This window comes from Edaphobacter aggregans DSM 19364, from assembly GCF_000745965.1.
In the GTDB taxonomy this organism is placed as follows: domain Bacteria; phylum Acidobacteriota; class Terriglobia; order Terriglobales; family Acidobacteriaceae; genus Edaphobacter; species Edaphobacter aggregans.
Map to the genome: position 1 here is coordinate 1 of NZ_JQKI01000027.1, position 21174 is coordinate 21174.

A 21174-nucleotide genomic window follows, 5' to 3' on the forward strand; every position below is an offset into this window, starting at 1 on the left:
TGCCCGCAGTTGCGTCCCGGAGACGTTGTGGTCATGGATAATCTCAGCTCGCACAAGGTAGCCGGGGTGCGAGAACGGCTTCAAGAGCGTGGTGCCGACGTGCTGTATCTGCCGCCTTACTCGCCCGACCTCAACCCCATCGAGAAAGCCTGGGCTAAACTCAAACAACTCCTTCGCGCCACCAAAGCACGCGACCCCAAAGAGCTCGACCAGGCCATCACAGAAGCCTTGCCCAGGATCAACGCCCACAACGCCACAGCATGGTTCAGACTCTGCAATTACAGGGTGCAGCTACCTTGAATCCGCTCTAATCGGCAACTTGGATCAATTTTGGAATCAGAGATATGCGTGGTTTTGGGGCTTGACACGATTTTGGGTGGGTTTGGGTGTGGAAAACATGGTTTTGTTCGGTTTTTGGGTGGTCGGGCGCGGAGGGGTTGGAGCCGCGCGAACCCCACCTTAGGCGCTGGCGCGCCGAAGATGGGGCACCCGAGCTTCAGATGTGGGCCACTCATTCGATGAGAGACCGCATGAATGGGGCACCCGAGTTCCAGATTGGGCCACCCGGTGGCGATCCTCGTTATTGTTTGTAAATGATGGGTTGAAGTTCTGTGAAATGGCTATTCAACTGCTTGACGGGGGCGAGCTAAGTCTAGGAGGCACAATGATTTAACTTGACTCGATGTTAGAAGGCCGATAACGTGGCGCTCTCGGCATCGCGGTCGTTCAAGGCGTAGCCGATAAGGGGCAAAAATGAAAGCACGCGCAGTCGCACAACTGACCATAGCTTTGAGTTTTTCAGCCTTGATAAGCACTCCAACCTTCGCACAAACCGCCAGCTCAAAAGCAACAGCCGCCATCAATACCGGGGTAGGCTGCACCGCCAGTGGCTCGGCGGATGGAGCCACCCTGCCTGTGAGCTGCCATGACATCTTCAGCGGAGCCTCAGTGGCGGTTACTCCGGACAACTTCGTTCCGGTGATGACGAGCACCATGAAGGTTTCAAACAGCCAGTCGATCATCGTGTCCCCGTCATTGGTGACCGGACTCTACACCAACACCATGACGAAGACGCACACTGGCGGTACCTCGACGGCGACGGCGACGGGAGGAGTCTACCTGCGTGTTGTCCTGAGAGACCCAAACACAGGCGCCGTGGTTCAGGTCGCCGATCCCGTCGCTGCTTGTTCGGATGCAATCCTAGGCTGCGTCCAGGACTCCAGCAATCATTACGGTGTGGTGCTCGACTCCCGCCTTCAAACGCTTACGCAGACTCTGAGCAACTGCGTCGTGACGGTTGCTGGGACGGCTGGTGGGTCCTGCGACTTTGATTCGACGCTTCAGCTCGTGCTGAACACGACCAGCGCCCATACCTTCAACTTCATCTTCCCGAATGTCGGTGTTGGCACTTACACCGTCAGCGTAGAATGCGGCGTGAATACGGATGCCACGTCAAGCCTCGGCGGCACGGCGATCGCCGGAGCAGCTTACGGATTGGGCTCGATGACTGCGGAGAGCGTCCGGCTGGTGCATGGCTTTACCTTCTAAGTCATTCTCCTGAAGCATCCGGTTAAAGCAAGCCGAGGCGACGAATGCCTCGGCTTCGCTTTGCGCCCACCGCTTCCAGGCCCAGGGGCATGATTGGATTTTTAGCAGGTTCGGGAGGAGAGCGGTTCGCGCTTCCGCGCGAATGACACACCTTAGGCGCTACGCGCCGAAGATGGGGCACCCGATTTCAGATGTGGGCCACCCGCCCTTTCTCGTCACCCGTTTTGCTTAGTATGGTGAGGATCATAGGGTGACGCGGGCATGGATGATTCGAAGGTCAGTCTTGTAAAGCGAATCTTTGAGCAGGCGCAGTTTGTTCGCTTGCTGGGAATCGAATTGATTGCGTTTGGCGATGGATGGTGTGAGACGAGAGTTCCTGTCACACCGACTCTGGAGCAGCAGCATGGATTTGCCCATGCCGGTGTGCTGATGACGCTTGCCGACCATACCTGCGGAGGTGCGGCAGCAACTATGGCGCCTGAAGGGCAAGATGTGATTACGGTAGAGAACAAAGTTTCCTTCCTGCGTCCCGCATCAGGAGCGGTGCTCCTCTGCCGGGCGGAGGTATTGAAGGCTGGAAAGAGACTTATCTTTACCGAGGCGGAGGTGATGATCGAAGGCGATAACAAGCGGCTCATCGTGGCCAAGGCCTCCAGCACGCTGGCGGTTATTTCCTGAGCTAGGCATCCCTGCTGGGGGAGGGAGAGCGGATCGCGCTGCCGCGCAATGGCCCACTCATGCGATGAGACCGCATGAATGGGGCACCCGAGCCACCCGCCTTTGACCATCGTTGGGTGGAGGAGTACTGTTGGGCCTTCCTCCATGGGCCCACACGATATCCGTTGAACCTGCTTCGGCGGGAGGGGCTCTTTCATGCGGATGCCGACGCAGGGGCCCCTGTCTCGATGATGCTTTTCATGGTGTGTTGACTAGGGAGGACCGGCCAGATTGCACGAGAGGAGAAACGAAGATGAACGTTAGAAACTTAAAGTCGGTTCACGGAGTGAACTTGGTGTCGGCGTTCGCGCTGGCGGTCGTTTTGCTTGCAACATCGGGGCTAGGTGCGCAAGAGGACAGGTGGGAATCGCAGGAGCGCGGGCTAGAGGGGACGTGGCGCGTGCAGGTGTCGGTCAAGGACTGTCAGACGGGCGCGGTGCAGAGGAGCTTTCCAGCGCTGTTAGCCTTCGTAAAAGGGGGTACGGTCACACAGGCGACCGCCGGTCAGCCCCCACCGCTTTTCACTAACGGCATCGGTGTCTGGCGGCACACGGGGCGCGGGACTTACACCGCAGTAATCGAGGCCTTCGCGTTTAACCCGGCCGGAGTCTGGATATCGACACATAGATTCACGCGAACCATTGAGCTGGACAGGGGCGCGGACGAATTCACCGATACGATCAAGCTTGAAATATTGGACACCAGCGGGAACTTGATTGCGCCGGGCTGCGGCTCAAGTACTGCGCGTCGCTTCGAATGAAGCGGTTCCAACTGCTCCCCCACCCGGCTGTTGGGTGGGGAGCAGTTCGGAGACGGGTAGCTAGAGGTGGGTTGTTCCTCCTGACCGTGTATGGGCCACCCGCCGGTTCGAGGTATGGGTTGGTTTGGATGTATGGGCCACCCGTCCTGAGTTTAGATGTGGGCCACCCACCCACACCGAGGTATGGGTTCGTTTTTATGTGTGGGCCACCCGCCCCGCCGCCCGTCCGACATTCCATTTGCTCCGATCACCTATCTGAGATGGCTGCATTCGCTCTTTCGTAAGTCGAAGGAGTCTTGCTGGAACGTATGTGGACCATTTTCTATAATTGTGCAGTAGTTGTTATCGGCTAAGTCGCTGTAGTGAACTCGGAGTCCGTTATCAGGGCATTGTTAGTAGCCTTGGGTTAGATTGGTCAGGAAGATCGGACCAGTCGTTGACCGCAAGCGCTCCGAGATTGTGCCAGTTCTGCTTGTCATTTGCATGACCGATTTTCCAGTACACATGCAAAGCGGGCCCGTTACCTCTGTTGTAGATAAGCCATTTAGATTCCTTGTCTGACACCAGCTCAAAGACGATCAAGGGCCGTTGGGAGGCTTTTGCTTGGCGTACAGTCGCCTTTCGAATACTTGATGTTAAGCATGTATATACCGCAAGGCCAATTAGCCCGAGCGCTGAACACGCGGCTTGTATTGCAGCCGAATGGAATTCAAGAAATTTGAGCATGGTGATCAAGGATACATAAGCCAAGGTGAATCCGATTCCGCGAATATCATCCATGAGACGAGGCCGCATAAATGGGGCACAGGTTTCAGATGTGGGCCACCCGTCCCTTATGGATTACATTTGTGGCCTTCTAGAAACTTCAAAAATAAGGTGGCTGGGCCTTGATATGCACTTTGTTTCCCCGCTGCAATGGGAGCACTAATCTTCCTGAGATCCTCAGATTCTTTGCATGAGAGCAGGGTCTCCTCTGTATTCTTCGCGTTTGGATTACGCAAGTCGACAGAGAGCATCAGTGAAAGCGTGGTCATTTGTATGAGAGTGTCTGCTGCCTCGTCTTGAGTTTTACTTATCGAGGAAATGCGTTCTGCATCTTTAAGCAATGTGTTCTGGCTTTGCGTTCTCCGCAATATCTGTTCCTTCATGTGCGCCTGCAAGTCAATTAGCGCGTTTGCCTCTTGGTTATAAGAGGCGATCAGGAGGCCTCTGATCATTTTGTCGTCGTCATCTATTGGTTGATAACGGCCAATTATGGATGCAGCGCAAAGAAGATCATCGCGGCCTCGTTGCGAGCTTGTAAGAATGGCGGAAAGTGCCAATGCAGGTGTAGATGAACTCTTGGAGTTTTCAAGTCCCTCCGACATGATTACAACGGCTTCTTGTGCTGAGTTGAGAGCTTCGAGCTGATAACGCAATCTCTTGTAGGTGGGGGAGCCTGATATTGTAGAAAGTGACACTAAAGCTAGTCCGCAACTTACAGGTGGTGTCTCCGGTGGCTGGTCAAGTCGCGCTTTTTGAGCGTGAGCAGCATGAATTGCACTGAGCGATACCGCAATGAGGACTGTCGTTGATATGACTAGTTTTCGACGATGAGGTTTGTGCGTAGACAGAGTAATGTAAAGAGGCCTTGCGGCGATCATTTAATTTCAAACTAAATGTTGAGGTCAATAAACTCCATGTTTGTGCAAACGTCTACTCGACGGTGACGCTCTTCGCGAGATTTCTCGGTTGATCTACGTCGCAGCCTCTTCTTACGGCTATATGGTAGGCGAGGAGTTGGAGGGGGACTACTTCGAGGATGGGTAGGAGTAGTTCGGGGGCGGGTGGGATGTAGATGGTGTGTTCTACGAGGTTGCGGATCTCTTCGTCGCCCTGGATGGCGATGGCGATGACTCGGCCGCTGCGGGCGGTTACCTCCTGAATGTTGGAGAGGGTCTTTTCGTACTTGAGGACGCTGGCGGGGTCGGCGGGGTCCTTGGTGGCGATGCAGACTACGGGGAGGGACTCGTCGATGAGGGCGTTGGGGCCGTGCTTCATCTCGCCGGCTGGGTAGCCTTCGGCGTGGATGTAGGAGATCTCCTTGAGCTTGAGGGCACCTTCGAGGGCGATGGGGTAGTGGATACCGCGGCCGAGGAAGAGGAAGTCGTCGGCGGTGTGGAAGAGCTTGGCGAGGTGCTGGCAGTGCTCGTCGAGGGAGATGCGGGGGCGGGAGCGCCGCTCGACGAAGGGGAAGGGCGGGAGCGGGGTGATGGGCGGGGCAGGGGCTCCGGTGAGGCGCGCGGGAGCGGCGACGCCTTCGGACATGCCGGTGGCGGTGGCGGAGTTGAGGGCGAGGATGGACTCGAGCTTGGAGGGGAGGCGGGAGAGCTCGGTGGCGAGGTGGAGGGATTGCTCGGGGGTGATGGTTCCGCGGGTCTGGGCGAAGTGGAGGGCGAGGAGGAAGAGGGCGGTGAGCTGGGAGGTGAAAGCCTTGGTGGAGGCGACGCCGATCTCGGGGCCGGCGTTGGTGGAGATGACGCCGGAGGCTCGGCGGGTGATGGCGGAGCCGACGACGTTGCAGATGGCGAGGGTCTTGGAGCCTTTGTCGATGAGCTCGGTCTGGGCGGCGATGGTGTCGGCGGTCTCGCCGGACTGGGTGATGAGGAGGCCGATGGCGTTGGGGTTGGGGATGGGGTCGCGGTAGCGGTACTCGGAGGCGTAGTCGACGTCGACGGGGAGGCGGGCGAGGCGCTCGATCATGAACTTGCCGGCGAGGCCGGCGTGCCAGGAGGTTCCGCAGGCGGCGATGGTGATCTGAGAGGCGCGGCGGATGTCGTCGGGGGAGAGGTCGAGGTTGTCGAGGAAGACCTGGCCGGTGTCGAAGGAGACGCGTCCGAGGGTGGTGTCGCGGATGGCGCGGGGCTGCTCATTAATTTCCTTGAGCATGAAGTGCTTGTAGCCGGCCTTTTCGGCCTGGATGGGGTCCCAGGCGATGCGCTGGACTTTGAGGGGCAGGGCTTCGCCTTCGAAGTTCGTCAGGGTGACGCCGGCGCGGGTGATGACGGCGAGCTCGCCGTCGGCGAGGAAGTGGATGTTGCGGGTGTGGTGGAGGATTCCGGGGACGTCGGAGGCGAGGAAGAACTCGCCGTCGCCGAGGCCGATGACGGCGGGAGGTCCCATGCGGGCGGCGACGAGCTTGTCGGGCTCGTTGGCGGAGAGGACGCCGATGGCGAAGGCTCCGGTGAGGCGGTGGACGGCTCGGCGGACGGCTTCTTCAAGGGGGATGCCTGTGGCGCCATTGGCAAAATGCGGGAGTTCTTCCCCTTCGACAGGCTCAGGGTCAGAATGACGAGCGTTTGTTAGTTCCTGCTCGATGAGGTGGGCGATGATCTCGGTGTCGGTCTCGGTGACGAAGGTGTGGCCCTTGGCGGTGAGCTCTTTTTTGAGGGCGAGGTAGTTTTCGACGATGCCGTTGTGGACGACGACGAGTGAGCCGGTGCAGTCGCGGTGGGGGTGGGCGTTCTCCTCGGTGGGGCGGCCGTGGGTGGCCCAGCGGGTGTGGCCGATGCCGAAGGTGCCGTGGAGGGGGTGGTCGGCGATGACGGTCTCGAGGTTGCGAAGCTTGCCGGGAGCGCGGCGGAGCTCGAGTCCGGCGGAGTTGCCGGCGACGGCGATGCCTGCGGAGTCATAGCCGCGGTATTCGAGGCGGCGCAGGCCTTCGATGATGACAGGGACGACGGGTTGGGGGCCGATGTATCCGACGATTCCGCACATGGGATGAGTTTAGACGGAGGGCGGGTAATTTGGGATGGTATCGCGTGTGGGACTTTTGGGGGAGTGGGGTCTTGTGGTGAGCGGGATGGTGTAATACGAGGGAGATGATCTCGGTCCTTATCCTTACTAAAAATGAAGAGCGCGACCTGCCGGGGTGTCTGGAGTCGGTGGCGTGGTCGGATGATGTGCATGTCTTCGACTCGTTTTCGACGGATGCGACGGTGGCGATAGCGCGGGCGGCGGGGGCGCAGGTGTATCAGAGGGTGTTTGATGACTATGCGACGCATCGCAATGCGGCGTTGAAGGAGATTCACTTCAGGCACGGGTGGGTGTTTGTGGTGGATGCGGATGAGAGGCCGACTGCGGAGCTGGGGCGGGAGATGCAGCAGGCGGTGACGGCGGCGGGGGAGGAGGTTTCGGGGTTTCGGCTGCGGAGGAGGGACTTTCTGTTTGGCGTGTGGCTGAAACATGCGCAGATCTCGCCGTTTTACATACGGCTGGTGCGGCCGGAGAGGGCGCGGTATACGCGGGCGATCAACGAGGTGCTGGAGGTGGAGGGACGCGTGGCGGAGCTGAGCTATCCGCTGGACCACTATCCGTTCTCGAAGGGGATTGCGCACTGGGTGGCGAAGCACAATGTGTACTCGACGATGGAGGCGGAGCTGATCTATCGGCAGCAGGGGCTGAAGGATCCTTCGTGGAGGAAGGCGCTGAGGGATCCGGACTTTCATGTGCGGCGGCTGCATCAAAAGGCGTTGTTTTATCGGATGCCGGGGAGGCCGCTGATCAAGTGGGGGTACATGATGCTGGTTCGGGGCGCGCTGCTGGACGGCGCGGCGGGGATGGCGTATGCGACGCTGCAGTCGTTTTACGAGTACATGATTGTGTTGAAGACGCGGGAGCTGGAGCGCGGCGGGGCGTAGAACGCACCGGAGTCAGCGGTCAGGCGGGACGGGTGGCCTTGAGGACCATGCTCTTCCAGGCGTAGGGGAAGCGGCCTGTGCCGGTGAACTCGATGGAGGTGAAGCCGGCGTCGGTGAGGGCGCGCTCGATGGTCTTTCGAGAGAAGAACTTGATGTGGCCGTGGACGCGGAGGGCGTCGTAGTGGAACTCCATCTTGCCGGAGAGGGCAAGGAGGATGTTTTTGAGGTAGCCGTGGTAGGGCGTGGTGAGGACGAGGGTTCCGCCGGGCTTGAGGAGCCCGTAGCAGTTGCGGAGGAAGGCGTGGGGGTCGTAGAGGTGCTCGATGACCTCGGTGGAGATGAGTGCGTCGACGGGGCCGACGGTGGAGAGGAAGTCGGCGTAGGGGCTTTGGGCGTCGGCGAGGAAGAAGTTGATGTTGGGGAAGGACTGGCGGGCGAATCCGAGGCCGGCGGGGGAGTAGTCGGAGCCGTGGAGCTGCCAGTCGCGGTCCTGAAAGAGTGCGAGGAAGGTTCCGTTGCCGCAGCCTGCGTCGAGGACGGTGGAGCCGGCGGGGAGGTGCCGAAGAAAACGGGAGACGGCGGGATAGAGATACCTGTGGCTGCCTGAGGTGTTCGCAGCCGTGTACTGGTAGGAGATGCCTGCCATGGAGGCATGATAACTGCGAGGTCAGAGTGCGGGAGAGCGGACGAAGGTGGGATTCATCGCTTGTGTGGGAGCGATTAGAATTCGCGGCGTGGTGATGCCGGTCGCGACAGTTGAAGCGATCGAGAGCTTAGCGAATGCGGGAGCGAAGCTGGCGGAGGATTGTGGAGCCGGTGAGGTGCAGGGTAGCGGCGGCAAGCGCGGCCCAGATGAGAGAACCTGCGGCGAGCGTGATGAGATCGGCGATGTGGTTCTGAGGAAGCCGCAGAGCGTGTGCACAGGCCCAGGTTGCCACTCCTGCGATGAGTGCAGCTAGCAGAGCGCGAGCGAATTCGATCCACTCAAGATCGGCAAAGCTGACGAGTTTCCTGCGATGGAGCAAAACGGCTAGGGTAGTGGTCTGGATCAGGATTCCTAGGTCGGAGGCGAGCGCCAGACCCTTGAGATCAAGAATGCGGAAGAGCGCGGCGTAGATGGGGACGGAGAGAACGGTAATCAGGGTGCCTGTGATCGCGGGGGTTTTGGTATCGGAAGCGGCGTAGAAGGCGCGGGCGTAGATACCCTGTACGGCCCAGATGGCCAGTGTGCCGGCAAGAATGACGAAGAGTTGGGTCGCGGCGGCGGCATCGACACGGCGGAAGTTGCCTCCGCGGAAGAGATCCATGAGCCAGGGAGCAAGAGCGATCATCCAGGCGGAGACCAGCATTCCCACAGAGAAGAGCCGCGAGACTGCGCGCGAGACTGCGATAGAGAAGTCGCGCATGCGGTTCTGCTGATAGATTGAGGCGAAGAAAGGGAGCGAAGCGGCGCCTGCGGCTGGTCCAATGACGTTGAACGGAGCGTTGAAGAGGTCCTTGGCATTGCCTAGTAGAGTGATGCCTCCCTCGCGGAGCGAGCCAAAGTAATTGAGGAAGATGCCGTCGAACATAACGAGTGAGACGCCGATCATGAGGGGTAGCGAGAGCTTAAGCCATTCCAGAAAAGCGGGGTCGCGGAAGCCGATGATCGGGCGGTAGCGCAGGCCAGTGCGGAACGCGGCGATTGAGTTCAGCAGTCCGTAGCCGACGAACATTCCGACGAGTACGCCAAGCGCAAGGGAGTGGATCTCGAACTGTTCGTTATTCGAGGGCGCGTATTTTGCGATAAGTGCGCCGAGGATGATTCCGGTGTTGTAGATCAGCGGCGCGCACGCCTGGTAGATGAATATCTTGCGCACCTGGAGGCGGGCTCCCATGACACTGCCTAGGAAGAAAAAGAGCTGAGCAGGAAGGATGATGCGCGTCATGGTCGTGCAGTAGGAGGCACGAAGCGGATCGGTGCGGAAGCCTTTATTAGCGAGGAGAACGAATTGGGGGGCGAAGATCTCGGCGAGCAGGACGCCGACGCCGAGAACGACGAGCATCGTGGTGAGGATGACAGAGAGCGCACGATCGCCTCCCTCTTCGTCACCTTTCTCTCGATAGCGGTTGAGGACGGTGATGAGTGAGATGGATGCGGCACCGCCGATGAGAAAGTAAGACAGCAGGTCCGGCAGCTTGAAGGCGGCGCGATAGGCGTCCTGCTCGGGGCCAGCACCCCAGAGCGAGTTGATTACCTTGATGCGCGCCAATCCGAACAGACCGGAGAGAAGCGCACTCAGCATCAGCAGGATAGTGGCGGAGGAGGCGCTGTGCGAGGCGGACGGCCGCAGCAGGGCGAGAGGGTTGCGCCGAGGGCGAACGGCTGTGACGGCTGGCTGCGGGTTGGGTGCGTCGTTCAGGGCGTGTCTCTTAGGGCTACGTTGATTTTACCGGGTGAGCAAGTGACGGGGCTTATGCTGAGGAGTGGCGGGGCAGGTTCGGTTTCGCGTGAGGTGAGGGAGTGGAGAACTTTCGGCTGAAGGTGTTTCGCACGGTGGCTGAGGCGATGAGCTTTCGCAAGGCGGCGGAGGTGCTGCACCTGAGCCAGCCAGCGGTGAGTCAGCAGATTCGCGCGCTGGAGGAGGAGGCGCGGGTGCGGCTGTTTGATCGCGCGGGCGGAGATGGTCGCGGCAGCCAGATCGCGCTGACCGAGGCGGGGCGAGTGCTGCTGGTCTATGCGAATCGCGCGGCGGCGACGATGGCCGAGGCGGAGCGCGCGTTGGCGGCGCTGAACCATGAGGTGACGGGCGAGCTGCGGCTGGGGGCTTCGACGACGGTGGCGCAGTATCTGCTGCCGCGGATCCTGGGGGCGTTTCTGAAGCAGTATCCGCATGTGCGGATGTCGGTGGTGAGCGGGAACACGGAGGAGATTGCGGAGGCGGTGGCGGAGGAGCGGGTGGCGCTGGGCATTATCGAGGGGCCGCCGATGCGGAGGGATGTGACGACGGAGCCGATGGCTCCGGATGAGCTGGTGCTGATTGTGAGCCCGGGGCATGCTTGGGCGCAGAGGAAGGGCCCGATCGCCGCGGCGGAGCTGGCTACGGTGCCGATGCTGATGCGTGAGCGCGGGTCGGGGTCGCGAAGGGTCGTGGAGCGGGCGTTGAAGCAGGCGGGGCTTCCGCTGAGGTCGCTGAAGGTGGCGATGGAGCTGGATTCGACGGAGGCGATTATCTCAGGTGTGGAGGCGGAGCTGGGGGTGGGGTTTGTTTCGCGGTGGGCGGTGGGGAAGGTGCTGCGGCTGGGGTCGGTGAAGGTGGTGAAGGTGGCGGGGCTGAGGATCGTGCGGGAGTTCAGCTTTGTGCGGCTGGCTGGGGCGGAGCCTACGGGGGCGGCGGGGGCGTTTCAGCGGTTTGCGCTGGCGGCGGTGGGGCTGCCGGAGCGATAGTTTTTTCAGCAGGCCGATAAGAAAAACTTATCGGCGATTGAAAACTCCGTCTCGACGGGGGCGTGGGAAGGTTCGATGCTTGAGAGGCGATGGTACAGAATCTCTTCTTTATCGGGATTGTCGTTGCAGCGAGCGGGCTGATTGGGCCTCCGTTCGCTCTTGCGCTCGGGTTGATCTTCGGGCTGACGGTGGAGCATCCATTTCATGGCGAGAGCAGGCGGCTGTCGAAGTTTCTGCTGCAGGCCGCGGTGGTCTGCCTGGGGTTTGGGATGAACCTGGGCGAGGTGGTTCAGGCGGGGCGGTCGGGGGTTGCTTATACGGCGCTGGGGATTATGTTTGCGCTGAGCCTCGGGGTTGTGCTGGGGAAGATGTTTCAGGTGGGCAGGACGCAGTCGCTGCTGATCAGCGTGGGGACGGCGATCTGCGGCGGGAGCGCGATTGCGGCGATGGGGCCGGTGCTGGAGGCGAACGAGGAGGAGATGGCGGTCTCGCTGGGCACGGTGTTTGTGCTGAACTCGATTGCGCTGCTGCTGTTTCCGTTTATCGGGTGGGCGATGCATCTGACGCAGACGCAGTTCGGGCTATGGGCGGCGCTGGCGATTCATGACACGAGTTCGGTGGTGGGAGCGGGAGCGAGATACGGGGCGACGGCGCTGGCCGTGGGGACGACCGTGAAGCTGGCGCGCGCGTTGTGGATTGTGCCGCTGGCAGTCGGAACGGCGGCGCTGCGGAAGAGCAAGGCGAAGGTGCAGTGGCCGTGGTTCATCCTGTTGTTCTGCGTGGCGGCGGTGGCGGCGAGCTACGTGCCGCGGTTGCTTCCGCACAGTGTTGCGGCCTTTAGCGCGCTGCATCGGCTGGGGCGCGCGGGGCTGACAGTGGTGCTGTTTCTGATCGGGTCGGGGATCTCGAGGAAGACACTGCGGCAGGTGGGGGTTCGTCCGCTGGTTCAGGGCGTTCTGCTGTGGATCGTGGTGGCGAGCGTATCGCTGTGGGCGATCCATGCGGGATGGATTGCCCTGTGATGCGCAAGAGGTAAGGTGCTAGTTTTCTGAGCCGGGCTCGAAGAGCTTGTCGCCTGCGGGGCGGCGGGTGGCGGGGCCGCTGCTGCGTGGGGAGCGAATGCTCTGAATGGCGGGGCGGGCGGGTGGCCTGGAGAGGTGGGCGATGAGGTCGCGCATCTCTTTGTGCAGCTTGCGGAGCTGGGGTGTGGGGTCGGAGGCGCCGGCTTCGATGTCGAGGGGAAGCTGGGATGTCTTCTGGCGCTGTTCGGTCTTGATGACCTGGCGCGCGCCGGGGATGGTGTAGCCCTCGTCGTAGAGCAGCGACTTGATGTGGAGTACGGTTTCGACGTCGCGGCGGCGGTAGAGGCGCTGGCCGGTGCCGCCCTTGTGCGGCTTGAGCTGAGGGAACTCGCTCTCCCAGAAGCGCAGGACGTAGGCGGGGATGTCGCAGAGGCGCGAGACTTCGCCGATGCGGAAGTAGAGCTTGTCCGGGATTTCGGACCCGGAGGGCGGCGTATTTCTGCGGATTGGCTGGTGTTGTGCCATGCCAGATTCCAGAAGGGCTCCCTCGCCCTTGTGTGTCAGTATAGGCCAGCGTGAGCGTGTTGCAGCATCTACGTTTACCTTTTCGGTGCGGTTTTTTTTGAGCGGGACGGGAACGACTTTTCCGTTTCCTGCGGGGCGCGTTCGTGGTGAAATGGCTCGCAAACATTCAACGAGGTTCACTTGAACCGTATGGAGCGGGGGAGCCATGCCCCGGAGTGTTAATGGTCGCCTTCGGAATGATGGAAGGAGACCTTACTGGCAGAAGGAACTGCGGAGGCGCAAGTGACGTATCGTTGCTGGAGGAAAGGCGGAGACGGAATGGGCGCGAAGCAATGGATTCGGTTGGCGGCGCTGCTGAGTGTGGCGGTGGTGAGCGGCTGCCGGGTCGACACGAACAAGCATGGGGACGATAAGAACGTGAAGGTCGCGACTCCGTTCGGCGGCATCCAGGTGAAGACGAATGAAGCTGGGGGCGTGGAGGGGATTGGGCTGCCGGTGTATCCGGGCGCGGAGTTGGTGAAGAAGCGGGACAAGGACAACGGCTCGGCGGATGTGAATCTGAGCTTTGGAAGATTCCAGCTTCGGGTGAAGGCGGCGAACTACCAGACGCCGGATGCGCCGGAGAAGGTTAGCGCGTTTTACAAGGACGCGATGCGGCGGTATGGAGCGGTGATCGAGTGCAATCACGATCAGCCTGTAGGGACGCCGACGCAGACGGATGAAGGGTTGACGTGCTCGGACAGCGGCAAGAAGCATTCGAGTGTGACGGCGGATAGCTCGGGCAAGATGGAGCTGAAGACGGGATCGAAGCAGCATCAGCATATTGTGGCGATCGAGCCGAACAGCGGGGGAACGAAGTTCGGTCTGGTGGCGCTGGACCTTCCGGGGAGCCTCTCGGTGGGGGACGGCGATACGGATCAGCGACAGTAGGGTTCGCTCTTCCGCTTGCCGCAAGGTATTGGGTGGGATAGCTTGGAGCTATGCACGCATATTGTCACCGATGTGGCGGTGAACTGGCTGCCGGTGACGGCGGGTCCTCGTTCTGCCCGCACTGCGGAGCTCCGCAGATCTACATGACTGAGCAAGCCACGGGGGCTGATGCCGCCGAAGGCTCGACTGGAATTCTGCCGCCGCCGCGGCCGCAGCAGGTGGATTGGAAGATGGCGATCCAATGTGCGATCGTGGTCTCGCTGGTGGCGGCGTTGTTGAGCGTGGCCTCGGCGCGGGTGCCGGCGTTGTCGGCGCTGAGCTGGTTGTGGACGGTGAGCGGGTCGGTGATCGCGCTGGGACTGTATCAGTGGCGAAGACCGCAGGCGTGGATGGATGCGGGCGTGGGTGCGCGGATCGGGATGGTGGTGGGCCTGACTCTGGTGGTGTCGATTGCGGTGGCGATGGCGGGCGCAGGACTGGTGGCGAGGTACAAGCTGCACACGATGGGGGCGTTCGACACGGAGCTGCGCGCGCAGATCGACAAGGCGGCGGCGATGAATCCGCAGCCGGCGGAGGTGATGCGGTATGTCTATTCGCCGGAGTTCAGGGCGGGAATGATGCTGGCCGGGTTTGCGATGCTGGCTGGGTTTGTGATGGTGCTGTCGACCCTGGGCGGGGCGGTCGGCGGGATGGTGCGTGCCCGCAGAACTGCGTAACGCGGGCGGAGATCGCACGGCGGGGCTGCTGATATCATCAGCAGCGGAAGCGTTTATGAGCGAGCAGACGGAAGTTCAGGGACCGAAGATTCGGGAGAAGGGCCGGCTGATGTCGGCCTCGGAGATCGAACGGACGCTGGTGCGGCTGGCGCACGAGATCGTCGAGAAAAATAACGGCGGCGCCAACCTGGGGCTGGTGGGAATCAAGCGGCGCGGTGTTCCGCTGGCGCAGCGGCTGGGAGCGATGATCGAGAAGATCGAGAAGCACCCTGTGGATGTGGGCGTGCTGGACATCAGCTTCTATCGCGACGATCTGTCGACGAGCGGGCCGCGGCCGGTGGTGACGCCGGGGGCGATCGGCTTCGACGTGACGGGACGCGACATTGTTCTGATGGACGATGTGCTGTACACGGGGCGGACGATTCGCGCGGCGCTGGATGCGCTGTTCGACCATGGACGCCCGAAGAGTGTGCAGCTGCTGGTGCTGATCGACCGGGGCCACCGCGAGCTTCCGATCGAGGCGACCTATACGGGGCGTTCCATCCCGACCTCGAGCCGCGAGATTATCGAGGTGAAGCTGAACGAGGTGGACGGGCAGGAGCAGGTGCTGCTGGTCGAGCGAGTGGACTGAGCGGCAAGGATGCAAGAGGCAAGTGAGGTTTCGGTGAGTGGATCTCGATATGCTGCGGGCTCGTTGTTGAGCGTGGCGCACCTGACGGTGAACGAGGTCTCAGAGATTTTGGCACAGACGGCGCGGATTGCAGCGATGCCGCATGCGACGCGCGTGGAGATACTGGCGGGGCGAAGGATCGCGCTGCTGTTCTACGAATCGAGCACCCGGACGCGGACTTCATTCGAGCTGGCGGCGAAGTCGCTGGGCGCGACGACGACGCTGGTGAGCGACAAGTCATCTTCAATCGAAAAGGGCGAGAGCCTGAAGGACACGGGGCTGACGCTGCGGGCGCTGGGCGCGGAGTGCATCATCCTGCGGCATGCGTCGTCAGGCGCTCCGTTTGTGCTGGCGCGCGAGACGGGGCTTCCGGTGTTGAACGCAGGCGACGGCATGCACGAGCATCCATCGCAGGCGCTGCTGGATCTGCGAACGATACTGACGCGACTGTATGGCGCGGCGCGCGCGGCGGCGGTTGATGAACGCACGCTCGAAGGCGTGACGGTGGTGATTACGGGAGATATCCTGCATAGCCGCGTGGCGCGGTCGAACGCGATGCTGCTGCCGCGGCTGGGAGCGCGCGTGATTCTGTGCGGGCCGGAGAAGCTGCTGCCGGAGGACGCGCGGAGGATGGGCGCAGGGATCGAGCTTGAGCGCGACTTCGATCGTGCGCTGAGGCAGGCTCAGGTGGCGATGATGCTGCGCATCCAGAAGGAGAGGTTGGCGGGGCTGGAACTGGATCTGGCGGACTATATTGCGCGGTATCAGCTGAATGGCGAGCGGCTGGCGGCGTCGGCACCGAAGGCGGTGGTGATGCATCCGGGACCGATGATCCGCGGGCTGGAGATCGCGGACGATGTGGCGGATGGTCCGCAATCGGCGATTGAGGAACAGGTGGATCATGGCCTGGCTGTGCGGTCCGCGCTGCTGGTCAGAGCGATTTGCGCAGGCGAGTTTGAGAGTGCGACGGTATGAGTGACGTTTTGATCTTGAACGGACGGCTGATCGATCCTGCCAACGGAGTGGACGCGCCGCGGGACCTGCTGGTGCGCGATGGTCGTGTGGCAGCGGTCGAGGCGCCGGGAGCGCTGAGCGGGGTGGAGGCGGCGGAGATGATCGACGCGACGGGGATGATCGTCGCGCCGGGCCTGGTGGATGTGCATGTGCATCTGAGAGAGCCGGGGCAGACTTACAAGGAGACGATCGCGACGGGGACGGCCGCGGCTGCGGCGGGCGGTTTCACGAGTGTTGTGGCGATGCCGAATACGGTTCCTGTGAACGATACGGTTGCGAAGCTTGAGTGGATGCTCGATGCGGCGCGGGGTTCGGTGGTGAAGCTGTTTGCGATGCCGGCGGCGACGGTGGGGAGCATGGGGGTTGAGCTTACGGACTTCGATGCTCTGCGTGGAGCCGGCGCCGTGGGCTTTACTGACGATGGCAAGCCGGTGCTCGAGGACCACGTGATGCGCGCGGCGCTGGTGGCCGCGGCGCGGGCCGAGGTTCCGGTATCGCAGCATGCCGAGGACACGCGGTTGACCGGCGGATGCAGCATGAACGCGGGGCCAGTGGCCTTTCGGCTGGGGCTGCGCGGCATGCCGGTCGAAGCTGAGGCGCGCATCGTGGAGCGCGACATTCGGCTGCTTCGCGAGATCGAGTGTGTGGAGGGTCTGCGGCCGCACCTACATGTGCAGCATGTCTCGACGGCGCGCGCGATGGAGGCGATTCGCAGCGCAAAGCGGGAAGGACTGCACGTGACCTGCGAGGTGGCGCCGCACCACTTCTGTTTGACGGACGAGGCGATCGGCGACTACGACACGCACGCCAAGATGAATCCTCCGCTGCGGGCGGAGGCCGATCGAGCGGCGATGGTGGCCGCGCTGGTCGACGGTACGGCGGACTGCATTGCGACGGATCACGCTCCGCATGCGGCGTACGAGAAGGTGCAGGAGTTTGAGCGCGCTCCGAACGGCATTACGGGCCTGGAGACGGCGCTGGGGCTGGCTTTGCGCATGCTGCATCGCGGACAGGGAATGTCGCTGTCGCGTGTGATTTCGCTGATGAGCACGGCTCCAGCGTTGATTGCGACGCTGGCGGGGCGCGGCGCGTTGGGGGCCGGGCACTTTGGCGATGTAGTTATCTTTGATTCGGGCGCGGAGTGGAGATTCGACGCGGCGGCATCGCGGTCGAAGTCGCGGAATACGCCGTTCGACGGCGCGGAGATGCTGGGGCGAGTGAAGGCGACGATCTGCGACGGGCGCGTGGTGTATCGCGGCTAAGCGTCAGACGCGGGTGATCATGACCTCGGTGGACTTCATCAGCGCGGCGGCTGTTTGACCTTTGCGGAGCTGCATCTCACGGGCAGCATCGGCCGTGATGATGGAGGTGATGCGCTGGTCGCCGATGGAGAGGACGACCTTGGCGAGCAGTCCGCTGATCTTGACTTCAACGATCTTTCCGATGAGTTGGTTGCGTCCGCTGACCTGGCGGAATCGCTCGCGTGTCTCTCTTGGTTTCGGCGTGGCTTTCAGGAGCGGGGCGAGAGCGCTGCGCGGAATGAGGTGATGGCCTCCGGGCGTCTTGACGCTGGAGAGTTTGCCGGAGAGGATCCATTGCTTGATCGTCGGGTAGCTAAGCCCTAGTTCCGCGGCGGCTTCGCGGGGTTTGAGGAGTGTGTCGGCGGAAGGAATGGGGCACCTCGGATCAACAAGTTAATGAGTAGTTTACCGCGTTGCTAAGCTGGGAGAATCGTTTGACAATTAAATCGCACATTCTTGAAATCGTTAATCGTGTAATTTCGATATATGCGGTTCTCTCTCCGATTACTTCGTTACATGATGGTATGCGCGCTTGCGGTTGTGGCTGGGAGTGCATGGGCACAGAGCGGCAGCGGTGATCTTGCCGGTAGGGTGACAGATGCGGGTGGGGCCGTGGTTGCAGGCGCGAGGGTCACTGTGCGGTCTCTGTCTTTGCGAGTGGAAACGCAAACGCAAACGACAGAGGCGGGAGACTACGCGGTGACTTCCCTGCGTCCGGGTGTTTATACGGTTCGAGTTGAGGCCGAGGGCTTCGCGACAGTGGATCGTGCAGGCGTTACTGTGAAGACTGGCGTGCGCTCACGCGTTGATATCGAGCTGCGCGCGGGAGCGGCGGACCAAGTGGTGAATGTTAGCGCCGATGCCTCGCTGCTGGCGAGCGAGTCGGGGGCGCTGGTGACGGTGATTGGCCAGGAGGCGGTGCAGAATCTTCCGTTGAATGGACGCAACATGATCTCGCTGACGACGCTTGCGCCGGGGGTTTCTCTGCCGCCGGGCACATTGTTGCCGCGCATCAACGGTGGTCGCCCACGCACGAACGAGTACCTTTATGACGGCGTGTCGGCGTTGCAGCCGGAGCCGGGCCAGGTGGCGTTCTTTCCTATCATCGATGACATCGACCAGTTTGCCATTATGTCGAACGGCGTTTCGGCAGAGTTTGGACGCTTCAACGGCGGTGTGGTGAATCTTTCGACGAAGCCGGGCACCAGCGCGTTTCATGGAGAGGTGTACGAGTTTCTGCGCAATGAGGCGATGAATGCTCGGAACTACTTCACTCCGGCTTCGTCAGCGAAGCCTATCTTTCGGCGCAACCAGTATGGTGCGGCGCTGGGCGGGCCGGTGCTTCCAGGCAAGCTGTTCTTCTTTACCGACTATCAGGGGACGAACCAGGCGGTGGGCGTGGTGCGGACGAGCACGGTGCCTACGCTGGCGCAGCGCGGGTTTCCCGATGCGAACGGCAATCCGACGACTGGCTTCAGCTTTGGGCCGACGAAGATCTATGACCCTGCGACGACGGTGCAGACGGGTTCGACCTTTACGCGCGCGGAGTTCCCGAATGACACGATTCCGCGCAACCGTGTGGATCCGGCGGCGCTGGGGCTGCTGGCGCGGTATCCGTTGCCCACTAATTCGGCGGCCGCGAACAACTATGTGAGAGTGGGGAACGACATCGACCATCAGAATCAGTTCGATGTGCGGCTGGATACGCAACTGGGTAAGAACGATCGCGGGTTTGTGCGCTATACGTACTTCCACGATGTCGAGGAGCCGGTGACGCCGCTGCCGGACGGGAGCGGAGTGATTACGGGCACGATTCTTTCGACGGGCAACGTGATTGGACTCTCCCGCACTGTGGGGCAGCAGTATGTCGCCAACGAGACGCACAGCTTCAACGCGCGAACGGTGAACGAGGCGCGGTTTGGCTACACGCGGCGCGCGCTGAATCGGTCGGGAGCATTCCTGCCGGGGACGGCATCGGCGGCACTGGGAATTCCCGGGATCCCAACCAACGCGGCATTCAACGACGCACTACCGGTCTTCGCCATCGCGGGCATCACGCAGCTTGGGCCTTCGCCGAGCACCTTCTCGAATTTTTCGACGAATGTGACGCAGGTCTTCGACATGGTCTCGCGGGTTCAGGGAAGGCATGCACTGAAGGCCGGAGTCGACCTGCGCTGGGAGCACCTGGATGCGGTGCAGCCACCGAACCCGACGGGCAACTTCGCATTTTCGACGTTGTTTACGAATCAGGGTGGTGTGACGAACTCGGGGAATGCGGTGGCGAGTTTTCTGCTGGGACAGGTGAATACGTTTTCCATCGATCTACAGCGAAGCGTAATACGTCCTCGCGCGCATATCGCTGAGTTCTTCGTACAGGATGACTGGAAGGCGACGCCGCGGCTGACCGTAAACGCCGGGCTGCGATGGACTCTGAACTTTCCGTCGACTGAGGTTCATAACCAGGGCGCGGTCTTCAATCTGACAACGCAACGGTATCAGTACCTGGGACAGGATGGCTTTCCGCGCTCGGCGCGCGAGCTTCACTATGGCAACGTGGGGCCGAGGCTCGGCTTCAGCTACCTGGTGACGCCGAAGACGGTAGTGCGCTCGAGCTATGGGATCATCTTCATCGAGCAGACGGGCATTACGACGCCGTTCACAACGCCGCAGTTTCCGTTTCTTCAGACAGTGCAGCAGGCGACGCTCGACAGCATTCATCCGGCGTTCGTCCTTTCGAGTGGGCCATCGGTTGCACCGATTCCTTTGAACGCCGATGCGGGATTGGGGCAGGGCGTCTTTACGGTGAATCGCAAGCTTGGTTCGGGTTACGTGCAGCAGTGGAACCTTGCGGTACAGCATGAGCTGATGCGCGATCTTGCGATTGAGGTGGCCTATACGGGATCGGTGATCACGCGCGTGGGGATTCCGGACACTAACCTCAATCAGCTGACGGTGGCGCAGCTTGCGCAGGGTTCTGCGCTGACGGCTACGGTAGCGAATCCCTACTATGGGCAGATTCCGGTGTCGTCTTCGATTGGCGGGAAGACTGTTTCGGTGGCGCAGTTGCAGAGGCCATATCCGCGATTTCTTACCGTGTCATCGTTCCGCAAGAATACAGGTCGCACGAACTACAACGCGGCGGAGTTGAAGGTTGAGAAGCGGACCAGCTATGGCTTGACGGCGATGCTGAGCTATACGCACTCGAAGCTGATGGATGATGCGTCGTCGGTGTTTGACTCGTCGATTCTGACGGGGCCGGTGGCGAACTTTCCTGTGGCCGACAGCTTCAATCCTTCGCTGGAGCGCGATGCTTCGCTGGGCGATATGCCGAATGTGACGGTGGGGTCGGTGGTGTATGCGCTGCCGATGGGCAGGGGGCATCGGGTGGCCTCGTCCGGCGCGATGGCGTGGCTGTTGGGCGGGTGGAACGTCAATAGCATCGTTACGATCCAGAGCGGCATGCCGTTCGCCATTACGCAGGCGACGAACTTCAACGCATTCGCCGGGTTCGGAACGCAGCGGCCGATGATCAGCGGACGGCCGAATCTTTCTGCGGATATGAGGACGGTCGCGCGGTTTATCAACACGGCCGCGTTCTCGATCACGCCGCAGTTCAAGCTGGGCAATGCATCACGTGATCCTGCACGCGGGCCGGCGTATCGCGACTGGGATCTGGGGCTGGTGAAGACGACGCAGTTTGGGGAGCGGCTTGCGCTCGAGCTGCGGGGAGAGGTCTTCAACGTGACGAATACGCCGGCGTTCGCGCAGCCGAATGCGACGGTTGGCACGGCAAACTTCGGGTCCATTACGGCGACCACGGCTGACCCGCGCGTGGTGCAGGTTGCCGGGAAGCTGCGGTTCTAGC

The 21174-nt window shown here is 61.4% G+C and carries 19 protein-coding genes and 1 pseudogene; 13 read left to right on the forward strand and 7 right to left on the reverse strand.

Annotated elements, in window-relative coordinates; all coding sequences use genetic code 11:
* From Q363_RS46210 to Q363_RS13340, 4 genes and pseudogenes are all read left to right on the forward strand, one after another.
* A pseudogene (locus Q363_RS46210) lies at positions 1-184 on the forward strand (transposase); the annotation flags it as partial.
* 569 nt (positions 185-753) lie between these two features.
* Positions 754-1548, forward strand: coding sequence for a hypothetical protein (locus tag Q363_RS13330; protein WP_157466834.1), 795 nt, complete (start codon positions 754-756; stop codon positions 1546-1548).
* A 261-nt stretch (positions 1549-1809) separates the two neighbouring features.
* A complete protein-coding gene (locus tag Q363_RS13335) occupies positions 1810-2226 on the forward strand; it encodes a PaaI family thioesterase (protein WP_035350895.1) in 417 nt (138 codons plus the stop codon).
* A gap of 292 nt (positions 2227-2518) precedes the next feature.
* Positions 2519-3025: a hypothetical protein gene (locus tag Q363_RS13340; RefSeq protein WP_035350897.1), complete on the forward strand. Its 507-nt coding sequence runs from the start codon at positions 2519-2521 to the stop codon at positions 3023-3025.
* Positions 3026-3406: 381 nt separating this feature from the next.
* Here Q363_RS13340 and Q363_RS13345 read toward each other — a convergent pair whose 3' ends face one another.
* From Q363_RS13345 to glmS, 3 genes are all read right to left on the reverse strand, one after another.
* Positions 3407-3805 (reverse strand): hypothetical protein, encoded by a 399-nt coding sequence (locus Q363_RS13345; RefSeq protein ID WP_035350898.1) that lies wholly within the window; start codon positions 3803-3805, stop codon positions 3407-3409.
* A gap of 53 nt (positions 3806-3858) precedes the next feature.
* Complete coding sequence (locus Q363_RS13350) at positions 3859-4443, reverse strand: hypothetical protein (protein ID WP_157466836.1); 585 nt, start codon at positions 4441-4443, stop codon at positions 3859-3861.
* Positions 4444-4720: 277 nt separating this feature from the next.
* On the reverse strand, positions 4721-6781 hold the full coding sequence (glmS, locus tag Q363_RS13355; RefSeq protein WP_035350902.1) for a glutamine--fructose-6-phosphate transaminase (isomerizing): 2061 nt from the start codon (positions 6779-6781) through the stop codon (positions 4721-4723).
* Between the two features lie 104 nt (positions 6782-6885).
* Between glmS and Q363_RS13360 the strand changes: the two genes are divergently transcribed.
* Positions 6886-7704, forward strand: a complete 819-nt coding sequence (locus tag Q363_RS13360; RefSeq protein WP_035350904.1) for a glycosyltransferase family 2 protein — start codon at positions 6886-6888, stop codon at positions 7702-7704.
* Between the two features lie 19 nt (positions 7705-7723).
* Here Q363_RS13360 and Q363_RS13365 read toward each other — a convergent pair whose 3' ends face one another.
* Together Q363_RS13365 and Q363_RS13370 are read right to left on the reverse strand one after the other, a co-directional pair.
* Complete coding sequence (locus tag Q363_RS13365; protein WP_051978736.1) at positions 7724-8350, reverse strand: class I SAM-dependent methyltransferase; 627 nt, start codon at positions 8348-8350, stop codon at positions 7724-7726.
* A gap of 127 nt (positions 8351-8477) precedes the next feature.
* A complete protein-coding gene (locus Q363_RS13370) occupies positions 8478-9989 on the reverse strand; it encodes a lipid II flippase MurJ (RefSeq protein ID WP_051978737.1) in 1512 nt (503 codons plus the stop codon).
* A 218-nt stretch (positions 9990-10207) separates the two neighbouring features.
* Here Q363_RS13370 and Q363_RS13375 point away from each other — a divergent pair, with 218 nt between their 5' ends.
* Together Q363_RS13375 and Q363_RS13380 are read left to right on the forward strand one after the other, a co-directional pair.
* Positions 10208-11131, forward strand: coding sequence for a LysR family transcriptional regulator (locus tag Q363_RS13375; RefSeq protein ID WP_035350906.1), 924 nt, complete (start codon positions 10208-10210; stop codon positions 11129-11131).
* A gap of 89 nt (positions 11132-11220) precedes the next feature.
* Positions 11221-12153 (forward strand): YeiH family protein, encoded by a 933-nt coding sequence (locus Q363_RS13380; RefSeq protein WP_035350907.1) that lies wholly within the window; start codon positions 11221-11223, stop codon positions 12151-12153.
* Between the two features lie 18 nt (positions 12154-12171).
* Here the strand turns inward: Q363_RS13380 and Q363_RS13385 are convergent, their stop codons facing one another.
* On the reverse strand, positions 12172-12678 hold the full coding sequence (locus Q363_RS13385; protein ID WP_035350909.1) for a MerR family transcriptional regulator: 507 nt from the start codon (positions 12676-12678) through the stop codon (positions 12172-12174).
* Between the two features lie 318 nt (positions 12679-12996).
* On the opposite strand from Q363_RS13385, the gene Q363_RS13390 reads away from it, so the two are divergent.
* The 5 genes from Q363_RS13390 (at position 12997) to Q363_RS13410 (ending at position 17270) form a co-directional block, all read left to right on the forward strand.
* On the forward strand, positions 12997-13608 hold the full coding sequence (locus Q363_RS13390) for a hypothetical protein (protein WP_035350910.1): 612 nt from the start codon (positions 12997-12999) through the stop codon (positions 13606-13608).
* A gap of 143 nt (positions 13609-13751) precedes the next feature.
* Positions 13752-14324, forward strand: coding sequence for a hypothetical protein (locus Q363_RS13395; protein WP_035350912.1), 573 nt, complete (start codon positions 13752-13754; stop codon positions 14322-14324).
* Between the two features lie 55 nt (positions 14325-14379).
* On the forward strand, positions 14380-14955 hold the full coding sequence (gene pyrR / locus Q363_RS13400; protein WP_035350913.1) for a bifunctional pyr operon transcriptional regulator/uracil phosphoribosyltransferase PyrR: 576 nt from the start codon (positions 14380-14382) through the stop codon (positions 14953-14955).
* A gap of 9 nt (positions 14956-14964) precedes the next feature.
* Complete coding sequence (locus Q363_RS13405) at positions 14965-15969, forward strand: aspartate carbamoyltransferase catalytic subunit (protein WP_051978738.1); 1005 nt, start codon at positions 14965-14967, stop codon at positions 15967-15969.
* Positions 15966-17270, forward strand: coding sequence for a dihydroorotase (locus tag Q363_RS13410; protein WP_035350914.1), 1305 nt, complete (start codon positions 15966-15968; stop codon positions 17268-17270). Before Q363_RS13405 ends, Q363_RS13410 begins: the two co-directional genes overlap by 4 nt.
* A 3-nt stretch (positions 17271-17273) precedes the next feature.
* Here Q363_RS13410 and Q363_RS38090 read toward each other — a convergent pair whose 3' ends face one another.
* Positions 17274-17681 carry a TOBE domain-containing protein gene (locus Q363_RS38090; RefSeq protein ID WP_035350971.1) on the reverse strand — a complete coding sequence of 136 codons (408 nt, stop codon included), beginning with the start codon at positions 17679-17681 and terminating at the stop codon, positions 17274-17276.
* A gap of 147 nt (positions 17682-17828) precedes the next feature.
* On the opposite strand from Q363_RS38090, the gene Q363_RS13420 reads away from it, so the two are divergent.
* Positions 17829-21173: a TonB-dependent receptor domain-containing protein gene (locus Q363_RS13420; RefSeq protein WP_245632209.1), complete on the forward strand. Its 3345-nt coding sequence runs from the start codon at positions 17829-17831 to the stop codon at positions 21171-21173.
* Position 21174: the final 1 nt, after the last annotated feature.

What these genes read in the sequence shown, in the direction of transcription:
- Q363_RS13335 (WP_035350895.1), top strand. Translation starts at nt 1,810, where the DNA reads ATGGATGATTCGAAGGTCAGTCTTGTAAAGCGAATCTTTGAGCAGGCG.
- Q363_RS13370 (WP_051978737.1), bottom strand. Translation starts at nt 9,989, where the DNA reads ATGCTGAGTGCGCTTCTCTCCGGTCTGTTCGGATTGGCGCGCATCAAG.
- Q363_RS13345 (WP_035350898.1), bottom strand. Translation starts at nt 3,805, where the DNA reads ATGGATGATATTCGCGGAATCGGATTCACCTTGGCTTATGTATCCTTG.
- Q363_RS13405 (WP_051978738.1), top strand. Translation starts at nt 14,965, where the DNA reads ATGCAAGAGGCAAGTGAGGTTTCGGTGAGTGGATCTCGATATGCTGCG.
- Q363_RS13395 (WP_035350912.1), top strand. Translation starts at nt 13,752, where the DNA reads ATGACTGAGCAAGCCACGGGGGCTGATGCCGCCGAAGGCTCGACTGGA.
- Q363_RS13410 (WP_035350914.1), top strand. Translation starts at nt 15,966, where the DNA reads ATGAGTGACGTTTTGATCTTGAACGGACGGCTGATCGATCCTGCCAAC.
- glmS (WP_035350902.1), bottom strand. Translation starts at nt 6,781, where the DNA reads ATGTGCGGAATCGTCGGATACATCGGCCCCCAACCCGTCGTCCCTGTC.
- Q363_RS13360 (WP_035350904.1), top strand. Translation starts at nt 6,886, where the DNA reads ATGATCTCGGTCCTTATCCTTACTAAAAATGAAGAGCGCGACCTGCCG.
- Q363_RS13365 (WP_051978736.1), bottom strand. Translation starts at nt 8,350, where the DNA reads ATGGCAGGCATCTCCTACCAGTACACGGCTGCGAACACCTCAGGCAGC.
- Q363_RS13380 (WP_035350907.1), top strand. Translation starts at nt 11,221, where the DNA reads ATGGTACAGAATCTCTTCTTTATCGGGATTGTCGTTGCAGCGAGCGGG.
- Q363_RS13385 (WP_035350909.1), bottom strand. Translation starts at nt 12,678, where the DNA reads ATGGCACAACACCAGCCAATCCGCAGAAATACGCCGCCCTCCGGGTCC.
- Q363_RS13330 (WP_157466834.1), top strand. Translation starts at nt 754, where the DNA reads ATGAAAGCACGCGCAGTCGCACAACTGACCATAGCTTTGAGTTTTTCA.
- Q363_RS13420 (WP_245632209.1), top strand. Translation starts at nt 17,829, where the DNA reads ATGGTATGCGCGCTTGCGGTTGTGGCTGGGAGTGCATGGGCACAGAGC.
- pyrR (WP_035350913.1), top strand. Translation starts at nt 14,380, where the DNA reads ATGAGCGAGCAGACGGAAGTTCAGGGACCGAAGATTCGGGAGAAGGGC.
- Q363_RS13340 (WP_035350897.1), top strand. Translation starts at nt 2,519, where the DNA reads ATGAACGTTAGAAACTTAAAGTCGGTTCACGGAGTGAACTTGGTGTCG.
- Q363_RS13390 (WP_035350910.1), top strand. Translation starts at nt 12,997, where the DNA reads ATGGGCGCGAAGCAATGGATTCGGTTGGCGGCGCTGCTGAGTGTGGCG.